General features: G+C 61.0%; 12 protein-coding genes and 2 tRNA genes. 4 read left to right on the top strand and 10 right to left on the bottom strand.

The window, feature by feature from the left end:
• Nucleotides 1-54: 54 nt before the first annotated feature.
• The 4 genes from BXA01_RS18715 (at nucleotide 55) to BXA01_RS18700 (ending at nucleotide 3,169) form a co-directional block, all read left to right on the top strand.
• A tRNA-Leu gene (locus BXA01_RS18715) sits at nucleotides 55-141 on the top strand.
• Nucleotides 142-321: 180 nt separating this feature from the next.
• Nucleotides 322-408: transfer RNA gene (locus BXA01_RS18710), tRNA-Leu, on the top strand.
• A gap of 185 nt (nucleotides 409-593) precedes the next feature.
• Complete coding sequence (locus BXA01_RS18705; RefSeq protein WP_076565414.1) at nucleotides 594-1,604, top strand: extracellular solute-binding protein; 1,011 nt, start codon at nucleotides 594-596, stop codon at nucleotides 1,602-1,604.
• Nucleotides 1,604-3,169, top strand: coding sequence for an ABC transporter permease (locus BXA01_RS18700; protein WP_076565411.1), 1,566 nt, complete (start codon nucleotides 1,604-1,606; stop codon nucleotides 3,167-3,169). The genes BXA01_RS18705 and BXA01_RS18700 overlap by 1 nt, the downstream gene beginning before the upstream one ends.
• Before the next feature lie 90 nt (nucleotides 3,170-3,259).
• Here BXA01_RS18700 and BXA01_RS18695 read toward each other — a convergent pair whose 3' ends face one another.
• The 10 genes from BXA01_RS18695 to BXA01_RS18650 form a co-directional block, all read right to left on the bottom strand.
• Entirely contained in the window at nucleotides 3,260-5,194 is a 1,935-nt protein-coding gene (locus BXA01_RS18695; protein WP_076565408.1) for a methyl-accepting chemotaxis protein, read from the bottom strand.
• A gap of 139 nt (nucleotides 5,195-5,333) precedes the next feature.
• Entirely contained in the window at nucleotides 5,334-6,623 is a 1,290-nt protein-coding gene (locus tag BXA01_RS18690) for an adenylosuccinate synthase (RefSeq protein WP_016771943.1), read from the bottom strand.
• 54 nt (nucleotides 6,624-6,677) lie between these two features.
• On the bottom strand, nucleotides 6,678-7,865 hold the full coding sequence (locus BXA01_RS18685; RefSeq protein ID WP_076565405.1) for an ATP phosphoribosyltransferase regulatory subunit: 1,188 nt from the start codon (nucleotides 7,863-7,865) through the stop codon (nucleotides 6,678-6,680).
• Nucleotides 7,866-8,178: 313 nt separating this feature from the next.
• Entirely contained in the window at nucleotides 8,179-9,048 is an 870-nt protein-coding gene (hflC, locus tag BXA01_RS18680; RefSeq protein ID WP_016771945.1) for a protease modulator HflC, read from the bottom strand.
• The gene (hflK, locus tag BXA01_RS18675; protein ID WP_076565403.1) at nucleotides 9,048-10,214 is read right to left on the bottom strand and encodes an FtsH protease activity modulator HflK; all 1,167 of its coding nucleotides are present in this window, start codon (nucleotides 10,212-10,214) and stop codon (nucleotides 9,048-9,050) included. Before hflK ends, hflC begins: the two co-directional genes overlap by 1 nt.
• A gap of 96 nt (nucleotides 10,215-10,310) precedes the next feature.
• Nucleotides 10,311-11,612 carry a ribosome rescue GTPase HflX gene (gene hflX, locus BXA01_RS18670; protein ID WP_041480728.1) on the bottom strand — a complete coding sequence of 434 codons (1,302 nt, stop codon included), beginning with the start codon at nucleotides 11,610-11,612 and terminating at the stop codon, nucleotides 10,311-10,313.
• 12 nt (nucleotides 11,613-11,624) lie between these two features.
• Nucleotides 11,625-11,891: an RNA chaperone Hfq gene (gene hfq / locus BXA01_RS18665; RefSeq protein ID WP_016771947.1), complete on the bottom strand. Its 267-nt coding sequence runs from the start codon at nucleotides 11,889-11,891 to the stop codon at nucleotides 11,625-11,627.
• 95 nt (nucleotides 11,892-11,986) lie between these two features.
• On the bottom strand, nucleotides 11,987-12,958 hold the full coding sequence (miaA, locus tag BXA01_RS18660) for a tRNA (adenosine(37)-N6)-dimethylallyltransferase MiaA (RefSeq protein ID WP_076565401.1): 972 nt from the start codon (nucleotides 12,956-12,958) through the stop codon (nucleotides 11,987-11,989).
• Complete coding sequence (mutL, locus tag BXA01_RS18655; protein WP_076565400.1) at nucleotides 12,958-14,865, bottom strand: DNA mismatch repair endonuclease MutL; 1,908 nt, start codon at nucleotides 14,863-14,865, stop codon at nucleotides 12,958-12,960. Before mutL ends, miaA begins: the two co-directional genes overlap by 1 nt.
• Nucleotides 14,862-16,241: an N-acetylmuramoyl-L-alanine amidase gene (locus tag BXA01_RS18650; RefSeq protein ID WP_370593506.1), complete on the bottom strand. Its 1,380-nt coding sequence runs from the start codon at nucleotides 16,239-16,241 to the stop codon at nucleotides 14,862-14,864. Before BXA01_RS18650 ends, mutL begins: the two co-directional genes overlap by 4 nt.
• Nucleotides 16,242-16,271 lie beyond the last annotated feature (30 nt).

Genomic DNA, 16,271 nt, shown 5'->3' with positions numbered 1-16,271 from the left:
AAAGACGCTCCGTATAGTGCGCGCCATCGACGACGCACAAGCGCTTTCGATGATGCCCAGGTGGTGAAATTGGTAGACACGCCAGCTTCAGGTGCTGGTGACCTTACGGTCGTGGAAGTTCGAGTCTTCTCCTGGGCACCAATTTCGAGTTTGAGACTAGATCAGTTTCAAGACTCACACAAAACCCGCGAAAGCGGGTTTTTTGCATTTGCGGGAAAGCTTTTGCTCACACTGATTTATTAAAACCAAATCAGGGGTTTACAGATCAAAAAGGCCTCCGTATAGTGCGCCACATCAACAGCGGCAACGCTTGCGATGATTGCCCAGATGGTGAAATTGGTAGACACGCCAGCTTCAGGTGCTGGTGACCTTACGGTCGTGGAAGTTCGAGTCTTCTTCTGGGCACCAATTCAAATTCAAGGTTCAGGCCTTGGATTTCACGAAAACCCGCGAAAGCGGGTTTTTGCGTTTCTGGCTTCCTGAATTTCGCCATCCCTACAGGATCGCCAGTCGCCCCACAAGGCGCACTTGAGAAACAATATCGTTTATCATTGTTGCAAGTTTTTGCAATGCGACAGTGAGGAACCCTGCGAATGACGTTTCGAAATACCCTGCGCCGAGGCCTGACCTTCACCCTCCTCGGCCTGGCACTCGCCACTCCCCTCACCCAGGCTGCCGATGCGGTTTCCCTGACTCTCTACAACGGCCAGCACAAGGAAGTCGGCGACGCGATTGCCAAGGCTTTCGAAGCCAAGACCGGCATCCACGTCAACGTGCGCAAAGGCAGCAGCAACCAGCTCGCCAGCCAGATCATCGAAGAAGGCGACCGCTCGCCCGCCGATGTGATCTACACCGAAGAGTCGCCGCCGCTGAATAACCTCGGCGAACAGGGTCTGCTGGCCAAGGCCGATGACGCCACGCTGGCAGTTCTGCCGGAAAAATACGTCGCCGCCAATGGCACATGGATCGGCGTTACCGCCCGCGTCCGCGTGGTCGCGTTCAATCCGAAACTGATCGATGAAAAAGACCTGCCGAAATCGGTGATGGAATTCTCCGAGCCGCAGTGGCAGGGCAAGGTCGGCTTCGTTCCGACCAGCGGCGCCTTCCAGGAGCAGGCCGTAGCGATCATCAAGCTGCACGGTCGTGACGCCGCCGAAGAATGGCTGACCGGCCTGCGCGCGTTCGGCAAGACCTACAGCAACAACATGGTCGCGCTCAAAGCGGTGGAAAACGGCGAAGTCGCTACCGTGCTGGTGAACAACTACTACTGGTTCGCCCTGCAACGCGAGAAAGGCAAGCTCGATTCCAAACTGCATTACTTCACCGGCGGCGACGCTGGCGGCTTGATCACCGTGTCCAGCGCTGCCGTGCTGAAATCCAGCAAACATCCAAAAGAAGCCCAGCAATTCCTCGCCTTCATGGCCAGCGAAGAAGGTCAGCGCGTGATCACCCAGACCACCGCTGAATACCCGCTGCACAAAGGCATGCAATCGGATCGCGGCCTCAAGCCGTTCAGCGAACTGGAAGCGCCGAACGTCACCCCGGCGGATCTGGGCAACGCTGAAGAAGCGCTGGAACTGGAACGCGAAGTTGGCCTGAACTGATGGCAGCATCGTTATCGGCCCCCGCCGCGCGCGGGGGTTACGTGCCACGACGCAAAAGGCCGTCAATCTGGCTGGTGCTGCCGGTATTGCTACTGGTGGTACTAAGCCTGCTGCCACTGGCCTATGTCGGACTGAAAGCCTGGCAAGCCGGCTGGGCCGAGGCGCTGCATTTGCTGTGGCGCCCATATGTGTTCGGCCTGTTGCGCAACACCTTGGCATTGATGGTCGGCGTGACGGTTACCTGCGCCGTGATCGGTCTGTCGCTGGCGTGGCTGCTGGAGCGCAGCAATCTGCCGGGGCGGCGCCTGTGGGGAGTGATCCTGTGCCTGCCGTTTGCGGTGCCGGCGTTTGTCAGCAGCTTCACCTGGGTCTCGCTGAGTGCGCAGTTCGAAGGCCTCGGCGGAGCGATTCTGGTGATGAGCCTGTCGAAGTATCCGCTGATCTTCCTGCCAGTCGCGGCGACCCTGCGCAATCTCGATCCCTCTCTCGAAGAATCCGCCCGCACGCTGGGACAGAATCGCTGGGGCGTGTTTTTCCGCGTCACCCTGCCGCTGTTGTGGCCATCGCTGTTGGCCGGCTCGCTGCTGATTGCCCTGCACATGCTGGTGGAATTCGGCGCGCTATCGATCATCGGCCTGCAGACCTTTACCACGGCGATCTACCAGCAATTCGAACTGGAATTCAGTAACGCCAACGCAGCGATGCTTTCGGCGGTGCTGCTGGCGCTGTGCCTGCTGCTGTTGTGGCTGGAACTGCGGGTGCGCGGCAAGGGCCGGCATGTGCGCACTGGCCAGGGTGCAGCGCGACAGGCTGAACAGGTAAAGCTTGGATCGTGGGCGGCGCTCGGTCAGTTGTATTGCCTGTTGCTGGCGATTATCGGCAGCGGCGTTCCGCTGGGCATGTTGGCCTACTGGCTGGCGGTCGGCTCATCGGCGGCGTTCCCGGTAGCTGCGATCACTGAGGCGCTGCTGTCTTCGCTGGCACTGTCGTTGGGCGGCGCGGCGCTGTGTCTGGTGCTGGCCGTTCCGGTCGGACTGCTGGTGGTGCGCTATAAAGGCCAATTGGCAATCTGGGCCGAACGCCTGCCTTATCTGCTGCACGCGCTGCCGGGGCTGGTGATTGCGTTGACGCTGGTGTATTTCGCCCTGCATTACGTGCCGGTGCTGTATCAGACGTCGGGCTTGCTGCTGATCGCCTATGCGCTGCTGTTTCTGCCACTGGCGCAGGCGCCGATTCGTACGGCACTGAACAAGGCTGCGCCACAGCTGGAAGAAGCGGCGCGGACCTTGGGCGCATCGTCGTTCACGGCGTTTTGCCGGGTGACATTACCGATCATTTTCCCGGCACTGGGCGCGGCGTTTGCGCTGGTGTTTCTCGATGCGATGAAGGAATTGACGGCAACGTTGCTGCTCAGCCCAACCGGACTGAATACGCTGGCGACCGAGGTCTGGGCGCATACAGCGAATGTCGAGTTTGCGGCGGCGGCGCCTTATGCGGCGTTGTTGATTGTGGTCTCGGGGTTGCCGGTTTATCTGCTGACGACGCGGATGTATCTGAGCCGCTGATACCGTTTTCGCGAGCAGGCTCGCTCCCACGATGGATTGAGTTTCCCCGTGGGAGCGAGCCTGCTCGCGAAGAGGCCAGCCCAGATTACATCAGGCCCGGAACTGCCCCAAGCTGGCTTTCAATTGCGCCGCCAGACCATCCAGCACCTTGCCACTGGCCGTGGTTTCCACCACTGCCTGCGCCGCTTTCTCGGCCTGTGCATGAATCGTCTCGACGCGCCCACGCACTGCCTGCGCACCCTGCGCCTGATGTGCTGCTGCTTGCGTCGCCAGACCTATCGCCGCATGCACCTGCTCGACCGAAGCCTGCACTGATTGCTGCAAGCGCGCACTGTCGCGCAAGACCAGCAAACCTTCGCTGGCCTGCCGTCCGGCCTGACCAATCGCCTCGACTGCCTCACGTGCGCCCTGCTGCAGAGCGACGATGTGCGCTTGAATATCGCCCGTCGAGCTCTGCGTTTTGCTCGCCAGTGCCCGCACTTCATCCGCCACCACGGCAAACCCACGCCCGGTTTCACCGGCCCGCGCCGCCTCGATCGCAGCGTTCAACGCCAGCAGGTTGGTCTGTTCGGCGATGCCATGAATCACCGTCAGCACCACCTCGATCTGCTCGCTCTGCTGCGCCAGTCGCTCGATAACCTTCGCCCCGGTATCGACCTGCCCGGCCAGCGCTTCGATCAGGCTGCCAACCTTCGCCGAAGTCCGGGTGTTCTCATCGGTGGCCTGACGAATATCGACAACCTGCTTCAGCGCCGCCTGCATCGCCTGACTTTCCGACTGCGCCTCGTCTGCCATTTGCGACAGCGCGCGCAGGCTTTCCGCCACTTCATCGCGCTGCATTCCGGCAGCGGCATCGGCGCCAGCGTTGCGCAAAGTCATCGCGCCGATTTCCACGCCAGTGCGCTGAGCGACGTCGCCCGCCTCGCGCACGATCGGCTGCAATTTATCCACAAAGCGATTGACCGCCGAGGCCATGTCGCCGATTTCATCCTTGCTGTTGATCTGCACACGCTTGGTCAGATCGCCCTCGCCCGCTGCCAGATCGTCCATCGCCGCATTGAGCATTTTCAGACGATTGACCACGCGATGACCGAGCACCACGGCCAGCAACAGCAGGACGCCGCAACCGACCAGTGCCAGGCCAAGGCCGATGCGCCAGCGCAGTGTCGCGGCAGCGTCTTGAACGGTTTGTGCGGTGTTGGCTTTCATTTCGCCAGCGGTGGCTTGCGCCGATTGCAGACGCGCCTGCATCGCCTTGGCACTGTCCGCCGCCGCGCCTTTGAGGCTGTCGCCGACCAGTTGATCGCTGCTGGCAATCAGCGCCAGGAAGCGCTTGTCGAGCTCGGCCAGATCGGTTTCCACCGAGGCTGTGGAAACGCCCATCAGCACTTTGCCGATCTCCACGCCATTGGGATTGATCGAGGCTTCGAGGTAATAGACTGAGGGATCGTTCTTCGCCGCATCCAGCACTTTATCCAGCGCACGCTCACCCTGACCTTTTTCGAGCAAGGCCTTGTTGATCGGGTTTTCACGATTGAGATAACGAGTCAGATGCTGGCCGGTGGCGTCGTCATACACCACGAACAGCACGTTGGGATTGCGCTGGGCGCGACGAGCGAACTCCGAGAGCGTCGGCACGTCGCTGTCCCACATGGCACGCGGCGCTACGGATGCAAGCAACTGCGCCATGTCGTTGGCCGAATCCTTCAGGTCCTTTTCCAGCGTCGCTCGCAGCTGCGCCTGCTCTTCTTTCAGACGCGCGGACAGGCCGACCGTCAGGCGCTGACGAGTACTGGCTGACAGCGCATCAAGACTCGAAGTGACTTCACGCCCGGCCTGCTCCAGTTCACCGGAGAGTTTCTGGCTATCGGCACCCAGGCGCACGGCCAGATCGGCTTCCAGCGCGGTCACCGTGCTCCGCGTCAGGGCAACCGCCACCAACACCTGCACCAAAAGGGCGATACCAAGGGTAACGAACACCGGCCGCAACAAACGGCTTTGTAACAGTGAGAGAACGGCTGACACTTTAAATCCCTCTACTTCTGACGCCATTAATTTGATGGCACTCTTGTAGACAGATTCACAGCAAAGGTCATGCCGTCCAACAGGCATAAACGACAAAGGCCCCGATTAAGGGGCCTTTGTTTTTTACATCAACAACTTATCAAGCGAACGGATGACGCAGAACGATGGTTTCGTTGCGGTCCGGGCCCGTCGAAATAATGTCGATCGGCGCGCCGATCAACTCTTCAACGCGTTTGATGTAGGCACGAGCATTGGCCGGCAGCTCTTCCAGGGTCTTGGCACCCACGGTCGATTCGCTCCAGCCCGGCACTTCTTCGTACACCGGCTGCAGGCCTACGTAGCTGTCAGCATCGGTCGGGGCAACAGCATTGCCTTGCGCGTCTTTGTAGCCGACGCAGATGTTGATGGTTTCCAGACCGTCGAGTACGTCCAGCTTGGTCAGGCAGATGCCCGAGATGCTGTTCACATCGATAGCGCGACGCAGGATGACGGCGTCGAACCAGCCGCAACGACGGGCACGGCCAGTGGTGGCGCCGAACTCGTGACCTTGCTTGGCCAGGTGCGCACCGACTTCGTCAAACAGCTCGGTCGGGAACGGGCCGGAACCGACGCGAGTGGTGTAGGCCTTGGTGATGCCCAGGATGTAGTCGAGGAACATCGGACCGACGCCCGAACCGGTCGCCACGCCACCCGCGGTGGTGTTGGAGCTGGTCACGTACGGATAGGTGCCGTGGTCGATGTCGAGCAACGAACCTTGCGCGCCTTCGAACATGATGTCCTTGCCGGCACGACGCAGGTCGTGCAGCTCGGCGGTCACGTCGAGCATCAACGGCTTGAGCAGCTCAGCGTATTCCTTGCACTCGGCCAGGGTCTTTTCGAACTCGATGGCTGGCTCTTTGTAGTAACCGACCAGCATGAAGTTGTGGTAATCCACCAGTTCACGCAGCTTGTCTTCGAAGCGCGGCATGTTCAGCAGATCGCCGACACGCAAGCCACGACGGGCAACCTTGTCTTCGTAAGCCGGGCCGATGCCGCGACCGGTAGTACCGATCTTCAGCTCGCCACGGGCCTTTTCACGGGCCTGGTCCAGCGCAACGTGGAAGGACAGGATCAGCGGGCAGGACGGGCTGATACGCAGGCGCTCGCGCACTGGTACGCCTTTCTCTTCCAGCTTGGTGATCTCGCGCAGCAGGGCGTCAGGTGCAACCACCACGCCGTTGCCGATCAGGCATTGCACGCCTTCGCGCAGCACGCCCGACGGAATCAGGTGCAAGACGGTTTTCTCGCCGTCGATCACCAGCGTGTGACCCGCGTTGTGGCCACCCTGGTAGCGCACTACGGCGGCAGCATGTTCGGTCAGCAGATCAACGATCTTGCCTTTGCCCTCATCACCCCACTGGGTGCCCAGGACTACGACATTCTTACCCATAACACTTGTCCTCATTCGCGCAAACTTGGTGCCGGCGATGGCCGGCAGGAAAACTCAAGAAGCCAGTGGCGATACTTGCCAAAGCCCGTTCTGCTGAATCAATTGCCGGTCGCAGTCCGCATCACGGGCGGCGGCCAAAGGTTGTCCAGGCAAGGCCTGAACGACACGCTGACCCTCACTGCGCAACTGGCAAACCTGCTGCCAGAGTGCCGCATCCGTACTGTCAGGCATCCAGATACCGCCAGACGGTAGCTCGATCTCAGCACGCCCCAGGGTCACCAGGGTTTTCAAATCGGTAGAGAAACCAGTCGCCGGACGGGCGCGACCGAAGTCGGCACCGATGTCATCGTAACGACCGCCCTGAGCGATGGACTGGCCAACGCCCGGCACGAACACCGCGAACACCACACCGGTGTGGTAGTGGTAGCCGCGCAGCTCGCCGAGGTCGAAATACAGCGGCAGCTGCGGGAAGCGCACGGAAAGACGCTCGGCGATCGCCAGCAGATCTTCCAGCGCCGCCAGCACCGGCGCCGGCGCATTGGCCAGACGCTCGCGGGCAGCGCTCAACACTTCACGGCCGCCGCACAGATCAACCAAGGCACGCAGCATCCCCGACAGATCGGCCGGGAGACCTTCGGTCAGGATAATCACTTCATCGATGGCTTTGCGCTGCAGGGCATCGAACAACTGCTGCTCGACTTCACCAGACAGACCGGCGGCGCGCGCCAGACCACGGTAGATGCCGACATGGCCGAGGTCCATGTGCACGTCCGGCACATCGGCCAGTTGCAGCATGGCCAGCATCAGGCTGATGACTTCGACGTCGCTGCTCGGGCTGGCGTCGCCGTACAGCTCTGCGCCCAGCTGGATCGGGCTGCGCGAGGACGACAATGCACGCGGCTGGGCGTGCAGAACGCTGCCGGCGTAGCACAGACGGCTCGGGCCTTCGCGACGCAGGGTGTGCGCATCGATGCGCGCGACCTGCGGCGTGATGTCGGCGCGGAAACCCATCTGCCGGCCCGATTGCGGGTCGATGACCTTGAAGGTACGCAGATCCAGGTCCTGGCCCGCGCCGGTCAGCAGGGATTCCAGGTACTCGATATGGGGAGTCACGACGAACTCGTAACCCCAGCTCTGGAACAGATCCAACACCTGACGACGCGCGACTTCAATGCGCGCCGCCTCCGGTGGCAGTACTTCTTCGATGCCATCTGGCAGCAGCCAGCGGTCTACCGTTGCCATTACGCCATTCCCCTTTGATCCGGGCGGCCAGCACGAGGGCGAGCCTTGAGTGAAGCAGAAAATGACCGGATCGTTCAAAACGCACGCGCATGAACGACGCAGCGAAAGGCCGGCTGGCGGCTTCGCCCATCACTTTCCTCGAAAAACGCTCGGGCTATTCAAACCCGATGCCTGCAACAAAAACAGCAATCAAACGTGCAGACGCAAAAAAGCCGGGAATTTCCCGGCTGCCGCATCATACACACGTTTTCCGAAAGGATCACCCCGCCCGAGGTTTTAGCCGCCGGGCGGACTGATTCAGGTCAACGTCGTATCAAGGTTTGGCTTTTTCCAGGTAACGGAAGAAGTCGCTGCTTGGGTCGAGGACCAGGACGTCGGATTTGTTCGCGAAGCTTTCACGGTAGGCACGCAGGCTACGGTAGAAACCGTAGAACTCCTGATCCTGACCGTAGGCCTTGGAGTAGATCGCAGCAGCCTGGGCGTCACCGTCACCGCGAACCTCTTCGGATTCACGATAGGCTTCGGCCAGCAGCACGCGGCGTTGACGATCGGCGTCGGCACGGATGCCTTCGGCCAGCTCGTTACCCTTGGCGCGGTGCTCGCGAGCTTCACGCTCACGCTCGGTGCTCATACGTTCGAACACGCTGCGGTTCACTTCTTTCGGCAGATCGATGGCCTTGACCCGGACATCGACCACTTCGATACCCAGCTCTTTTTCCGCCATCTTGTTCAGCGATGCAGTGATGTCAGCCATCAGAGCATCACGCTCACCCGACACCACTTCATGCAGGGTGCGCTTGCCGAACTGGTCACGCAGGCCCGATTCGAGACGACGGGACAGACGTTCGTCGGCGATCTGCTTCAGACCCGAAGTCGCGGTGTAGAAGCGCTCGGCATCTTTCACCCGCCACTTGGCGTAGGCATCGACCATCACGGCTTTCTTTTCCAGGGTCAGGAAGCGCTGCGTCGGTGCATCCAGCGTCAGCAGACGCGCGTCGAATTTGCGCACCTGGTTGACGTAAGGCACTTTCACATGCAGACCCGGCTGGACATCGGCCTGAACCACGCGACCGAATTGCAGCAGCACCGCGCGCTCGGTCTGAGCGACGATGTAGAAGCAATTCCAGCCCACCAGTACCACAACGACGCCAACGATCAGGGCGATCAGCGATTTATTGCTCATCAGCGGGTCTCCCTTGTACGCGTCTGCGGCACGTCAGTGACATGCGGCGTGACGTCCGTGTTGTTGCTGGCGGCCGAACCGGTCACCGGTGCATTACCCGAACTGTTCTGGATCATCTTGTCCAACGGCAGGTAGAGCAGATTGCTCTGGCCGTTCTTGTTGCCGGTCACGAGGACCTTGCTGGTATTGCTGAAGACTTCCTGCATGGTGTCCAGGTACAGACGCTCGCGGGTGACTTCAGGTGCCTTGCGATACTCGGCGACCAGCTTGGTGAAACGATCGGCCTCACCCTTGGCGCGCGAGATGGTCTCGTCGCGGTAACCGTTGGCATCTTCGATGATGCGCTGGGCCTGACCACGGGCTTCCGGCACAACGCCGTTGGCGTATGTTTCAGCCTGGTTGCGCGAACGCTGCTCGTCTTCACGGGCGCGGATCACGTCATCGAAGGCTTCCTGCACTTCACGCGGTGCCGCTGCGCTCTGTACGTTGACCTGAGTCACGGTGATACCGGTGCGATAGGTATCGAGGAAACGTTGCAGACGCTCCTTGATTTCGCTGGCCATCAATTCACGACCTTCGGTCAGCACCTGGTCCATGGCGGTGGAACCGACCACGTGACGCAGTGCACTTTCGGTCGCGTGCTGCAGACTGATTTCCGGCTGATCGACGTTCAGCACGAAGTCCTGCAGGTTGCTGATCTTGTACTGCACGGTCAGCGGCACTTCGACGATGTTCTCGTCTTCAGTCAGCATCTGGCCCTGCTTGGAGTACGCACGCTCACGCGTCACGTTCTCCATGTACTTCTTGTCGATCGGCGGGAAGTAGATGTTCAGACCCGGGCCGACAGTCTCGTAGTACTTGCCGAAGCGCAGCACCACGGCTTGCTCCTGCTCGTCCACCACGTAGACCGCGCTGTACAGCCAGACAGCCGCCAGCACGACCAGGCCGATGCCGAGCAGACCGCCGAAGCCGCCACTGCTGCGCCCCGACCCGCCGCCGTCATCACCGCGTTTCTTACCACCACCGAACAACCCGTTCAGGCTTTCCTGCAGCTTTCGGAAGGCCTCGTCGAGATCCGGTGGTCCCTTGCGGTCGCCGTTATTGCGGCGCTTGCCACCCCAGGGATCCTGATTATTCGAGTTGCCACCCGGCTCATTCCAAGCCATAGCGCTCTCCATCTGATAAAGCAAAGACGCACCCACGGCGCGCCGACCAATGCTACAGAATGCCTGCCGTTGCGGCACAACCGCTTTGTCAGGCTTTTATTGCAAAGTGTGTTGCTCGATGAATTCCATCGGCTGCAATCCTTCGCGGCTTACCAATCGATTCAGCTCGATCCGGGGCAAACGAACGGCCAGCAGGCTGACACCTTCATCATCGTATTCTTCTTTCTGCACCGCCCCGAGTTCGAAGAACTGCGCACGCAGCCGAGCGAATCGTTGCGGCAAGCGCAAGGTACCGACGAACAGATCACTGCCGAGCAACTCGGCAATGGCCTGTTCAAGTAACTCCAGACCGCTGCCATCCCGCGCAGAGAGCCAGACCCGTTGCGGCTTGCCATCGGCATCGCGCTGGATCTGCGGCTCGACGCCTTCAAGCAAATCGAGTTTGTTATAGACCTCGAGGATCGGCAAGTCCTGGGCACCAATCTCGCCCAGCACCACCATCACCTGCTCGATCTGCAACATGCGATCCGGTTCGGCCGCATCGATCACGTGCAACAGCAGGTCGGAATTGCTCGACTCTTCGAGCGTAGACCGAAATGCCTCGACCAGCTTGTGTGGCAGGTGACGAATGAACCCCACGGTGTCGGCGAGGACGATCGGACCGAGGTCGTCAAGCTCCAGCCGGCGCAGGGTCGGGTCGAGCGTGGCGAACAACTGATCGGCCGCGTACACCTCGGACTTCGTCACGTTGTTGAAGAGTGTCGATTTGCCGGCGTTGGTGTATCCCACCAGCGAAACGGTAGGGATGTCCGCACGGGATCGGCCACGGCGCGACTGCTCGCGCTGACTGCGCACCTTCTCCAGCCGCCCCTTGATCTGACGCAGGCGAACCCGCAGCAGACGGCGGTCGGTTTCCAGCTGGGTTTCACCCGGACCGCGCATACCGATACCGCCACCCTGACGCTCAAGGTGAGTCCAGCCGCGAACCAGCCGCGTGCTCATGTGGTCAAGCTGGGCCAGTTCGACCTGCAGCTTGCCCTCATGGGTGCGTGCGCGTTGGGCGAAAATATCGAGAATCAGCCCGGTGCGGTCGATCACGCGACACTCGAAGACACGTTCGAGGTTGCGTTCCTGACTGGGCGTGAGGATGTGATTGAAAATCACCAGATCGGCTTCTTCAGCCTTGACCAGGTCGCGCAGTTCCTCGACCTTGCCGCTGCCGATCAGATATTTGGCGGTTGGCCGATGACGCGGCACGTTAAAAAACGCGACGGTCTCGGCGCCAGCCGAATTTGCCAACTCCTGAAACTCCTGCGGATCTTCGCGCGCCTCAGGGTCCTGTCCATCCAAGTGAACGAGGATGACTCGTTCACCACCACCGTGGCGCTCAAAGAACAAAGGAGACTCCTATCAGGCGTTACCCGGCGCTGCATCGGCATCGCCCTGTTCGTTTTCGGTTGCGCTAGGCAGACGAATTGGACGAACCGGCACGACGGTCGAGATAGCGTGTTTGTAGACCATCTGGCTTACGGTGTTTTTCAGCAGGATCACGAACTGGTCGAACGACTCGATCGTCCCTTGCAGCTTGATACCGTTGACCAGATAGATGGAAACCCCGACTTTCTCTTTACGTAAAGTGTTCAGGTAAGGGTCTTGTAGCGAATGCCCTTTTGACATGTGCCGCACTCCTTTAAGGATTCAATAATAAAAACAGGTAAATTCAGATGGCTTCGGCCGTCACACCCCCAAGGATAGACGGCAATTGCAAGGACTCAGCTCAATATGGAGATGGTCCCAAGGTATTTCAAGGCGCGTGGCAGATTGTCGCAATCAAGACTGTCCAGCCAGTGCAAATCGTCCCAGCTGCGCAGCCAGGTAAACTGGCGTTTGGCCAATTGGCGCGTGGCGATGATGCCCCGCTCCTGCATATGGGCCAATGTCAGCTTGCCGTCCAGGTAATCCCAGACTTGGCGGTAGCCTACCGCACGTATAGACGGCAACCCGGAATGCAGGTCACTTCTTTTACGCAGGGCTACGACCTCGTCGATGAATCCCTGTTCCAACATATTTGTGAATCTTTGTTCAATTCGCTGGTGCAGAACCTGACGATTCGCCGGAGCAATGGCCAGGTTCGCGACAGTATAGGGCAATTGTTGGCGTCCCGAAGCGGCTGCTTCAGTACTTAGCGCAGATTGTTGCTCGCGCAGGGCGGTCATGCTCTGCCCGCTGACTCGATATACTTCCAGTGCCCGACTCAAGCGCTGCGGATCATTGGGATGAATGCGCGCCGCCGACACCGGATCGATTTGCGCCAGTTGATCGTGCAGGGCTTGCCAGCCGAGGCGTGCAGCTTCTTCCTCGATCTGCGCACGCACCTCGGGATCGGCCGCCGGCATGTCCGCCAGACCTTCGACCAGAGCCTTGTAATAGAGCATGGTGCCGCCGACCAGCAGCGGGATCTTTCCTCGCCCAGTGATTTCGGCCATGGCCTGCAACGCGTCGCGACGAAAATCGGCAGCGGAATACGCTTCGGCAGGATCGAGAATGTCGATCAGCCGGTGCGGATATTCGGCGAGCAGTTCTTTCGAAGGTTTGGCCGTGCCGATGTCCATGCCGCGGTAGACCAGCGCCGAATCGACACTGATCAATTCGCACGGCAGCACCTTGGTCAGCTCGATGGCCAGATCGGTCTTGCCCGCAGCGGTCGGGCCCATCAGGAAAATCGCTGGAGGAAGCTGGCTCATCAGCGACCGCGCAGGAACAGTTTGTCCAGATCGTCCAGGCCCAATTGGGTCCAGGTCGGTCGGCCATGGTTGCATTGACCGCTGCGCTCGGTGTTTTCCATGTCGCGCAGCAGACCGTTCATTTCCGGCAGGGCCAAGCGCCGGTTGGCGCGGATCGCGCCGTGGCAGGCCATGGTGCCGAGCAGTTCGTTGAGGTGCGCCTGGATACGGTCACTGGTGCCGTATTCCATCAGGTCAGAGAGCACGTCGCCGACCAGTCGATTGGCTTCGGCTTGCTTGAGCAGTGCCGGAATCTGCCGGATCGCCAGGGTTTCCGGCCCCAGCCGCTGTAATTCAAAACCAAGCCGCTGAAACCAAGCGGCGTGTTCTTCAGCGCAATCGGCCTCGCGCTGACTGACCGCCAGCGATTCCGGCACCAGCAACGGCTGGCCACTGAGACCTTCGCTGGCCATGGCGATTTTCAGGCGCTCGTACATGATCCGCTCGTGGGCGGCATGCATGTCCACCAGCACCAGACCATGGGCGTTCTCGGACAAAATATAGATGCCCTTGAGCTGCGCCAGTGCATAGCCGAGCGGCGGGATATCTTCTTGACCGGTTGGCAGCGCGCTGGCATTGGCTTCAGGCAGCGGCGCGAAAAACTCTTTGTAAGCGGCTTGAGCCTCGGCAGCGGGCAGCGCCGATTGCGGACGCGGCGTGTATTGATACTGATAAGCGCCGCCAGCGCTGGCGCCGGAGGACGTGTTGAACGCCGGTTGCGCCTGCGGCTGCTCCAGCAGCGCATTGGCGGCCAGACGCATCTCGCCCTGTGGGCCGAATTCGCCCGCCTCGATCCCGCTCGGCCGAACGATCGCCGTGGTGACCGAGCCGGCCAATTGATCTTCCGGACGCACATCGCCCAGCGCACGGTGCAGCGTGCCATACAGGAAATCGTGGACCATGCGCCCGTCACGGAAGCGCACTTCATGCTTGGTCGGGTGCACGTTGACATCTACCGCTGCAGGATCGACCTCGAAAAACAGCGCGAAGGTCGGGTGCCGACCGTTGAACAGTACGTCGCGATAAGCCTGGCGTACCGCGTGGGCCACCAGTTTGTCGCGCACCGACCGCCCGTTCACAAAGAAATACTGCAAGTCAGCCTGGCTACGGTTGAAGGTCGGCAAACCGACCCATCCCCACAAGTGCAAGCCATTGCGTTCGATCTCGATCGGCAACGCCTGCTCAAGGAAGCCCGAACCGCAGATCGCCGCCACACGCCGTGCGCGGGCCGCATCATCGTGGGCCTCGTGCAGGCTGAGGATGGTCTTGCCGTTGTGGCGCAGATGAAAAGCCACGTCGAAGCGCGCCAGCGCCAGACGCTTGATCACTTCTTGCAGATGATCGAATTCGGTTTTTTCGGTCTTGAGAAATTTGCGCCGGGCCGGGGTGTTGAAGAACAGGTCGCGGACTTCCACCGAAGTGCCGACCGGATGCGCCGCCGGCTGCACGCGCGGCGCCATGTCCCGGCCTTCGGTTTCGACCTGCCAGGCCTGATCGGCATCGCGGGTGCGCGAGGTCAGGGTCAGACGCGCCACGGAGCTGATCGACGCCAGCGCCTCGCCACGGAAACCCAGGCTCATCACCTGTTCGAGATCCTCAAGATTGCGAATCTTGCTGGTGGCGTGACGGGCCAGGGCGAGCGGCAGGTCATCGGCGGAAATACCGCTGCCGTCATCGCGCACGCGCAGCAACTTGACGCCGCCCTGCTCGACATCGACGTCAATACGCTTGGCGCCAGAGTCGAGGCTGTTTTCCAGCAACTCCTTGATCACCGAAGCCGGGCGCTCGACCACCTCACCAGCGGCGATCTGGTTCGCCAGTCGTGGGCTGAGCAGCTCGATGCGCGCGGTGTTCATTACCTGGTTCATTCTTTGGACGCCAGTTCGGTGCCTGGAATGGTCAGGTGCTGACCGACTTTCAGCTCATCGCTTTTCAGATTGTTGGCGGCGCGCAAGGTGGCCGGCGAAACCTGATAGCGCACGCCGATCATCGCCAGGGTTTCACCCGGGCCGACACGGTGGTCGCGCGGGCCTTGGGCAATCTTGCCGGAGTCACGCAGCCAGGCGATGTAGGTGCCCGGCGGCGGATTCTGCTGGAAGAACTGGCGCACGCCGCTGCTGATTGAACGGGCCAGCGCTTGCTGGTGGCTCGATGCGGACAGCTTGTTCGCTTCGTTGGCGTTGGAGATAAAGCCGGTTTCGACCAGGATCGACGGGATGTCCGGCGACTTCAGCACCATGAACCCGGCTTGTTCCACACGCTGTTTGTGCAGCGGCGTGACGCGACCGATGTTGGTCAGAACCTTCTGGCCGACGTTGAGACTGGAGGTCAGCGACGCAGTCATCGACAGGTCGAGCAACACGCCGGCGAGCATGCGGTCCTTGTCGTCGAGGCTGACGTTGCCGGCACCACCGATCAGGTCGGAACGGTTTTCACTGTCGGCCAGCCAACGGGCGGTCTCGGACGTAGCGCCACGATCAGAGAGGGCGAACACCGAAGCACCGAACGCGGCTGCGGACGGCGCGGCGTCGGCGTGGATCGAGACGAACAGGTCGGCGCCCTTCTTGCGGGCGATTTCGGTTCGCCCGCGCAATGGAATGAAGTAGTCGCCGGTACGGGTCAGCTCGGCGCGGAAGCCTTTCATGCCGTTGACCTGACGCTGCAGCTCGCGAGCGATCTGCAGTACCACGTCTTTCTCACGCTGGCCGCGCGAACCGGACGCGCCCGGGTCTTCGCCACCGTGGCCGGCGTCGATCACCACGATAATGTCGCGTTTGCCGGCCGGGGCTGGCGGCAGCTTGATCGCCGGTTCGGTCGGGGTCACCGGCACTGCCGGCACGGTCGCCACCGATGGCGTCGGGGCCGGCGGCGGCGCGGCATCGGCAGGGTTGTCGAACAGATCGACCACCAGACGGTTGCCGTATTGCGCGTTCGGCGCCAGCGAGAAGCTTTTCGGGGTGACGGCTTTTTTCAGGTCGATGACCACGCGCAGGTCGGTCGGCGTGCGCTGGGCTGAGCGCATCGCAGTGATCGGCGTGTTCGCGGTCTGCACGTTCAATGGCGCGCCGAGGGTGGCGCCATTGATGTCGATCACCAGCCGATCAGGGGCTGTCAGGGTGAAAACGCTGTGCTGCACCGGGCCGCTGAGGTCAAAGACCAGTCGCGTGTTGTCCGGCGCCCGCCACAGGCGCACGCTGTTGACCTTTGAATCGGCCACAGCGTTGACGGTTACTGCCATCAACATCAGTCCAGCGGCAGCCACCAACGCGCGAAA

Source organism: Pseudomonas sp. B10, from assembly GCF_900156235.1.
Classification (GTDB): Bacteria; Pseudomonadota; Gammaproteobacteria; order Pseudomonadales; family Pseudomonadaceae; genus Aquipseudomonas; species Aquipseudomonas siliginis.
This window is presented reverse-complemented; position numbering and strand designations above follow the sequence as displayed.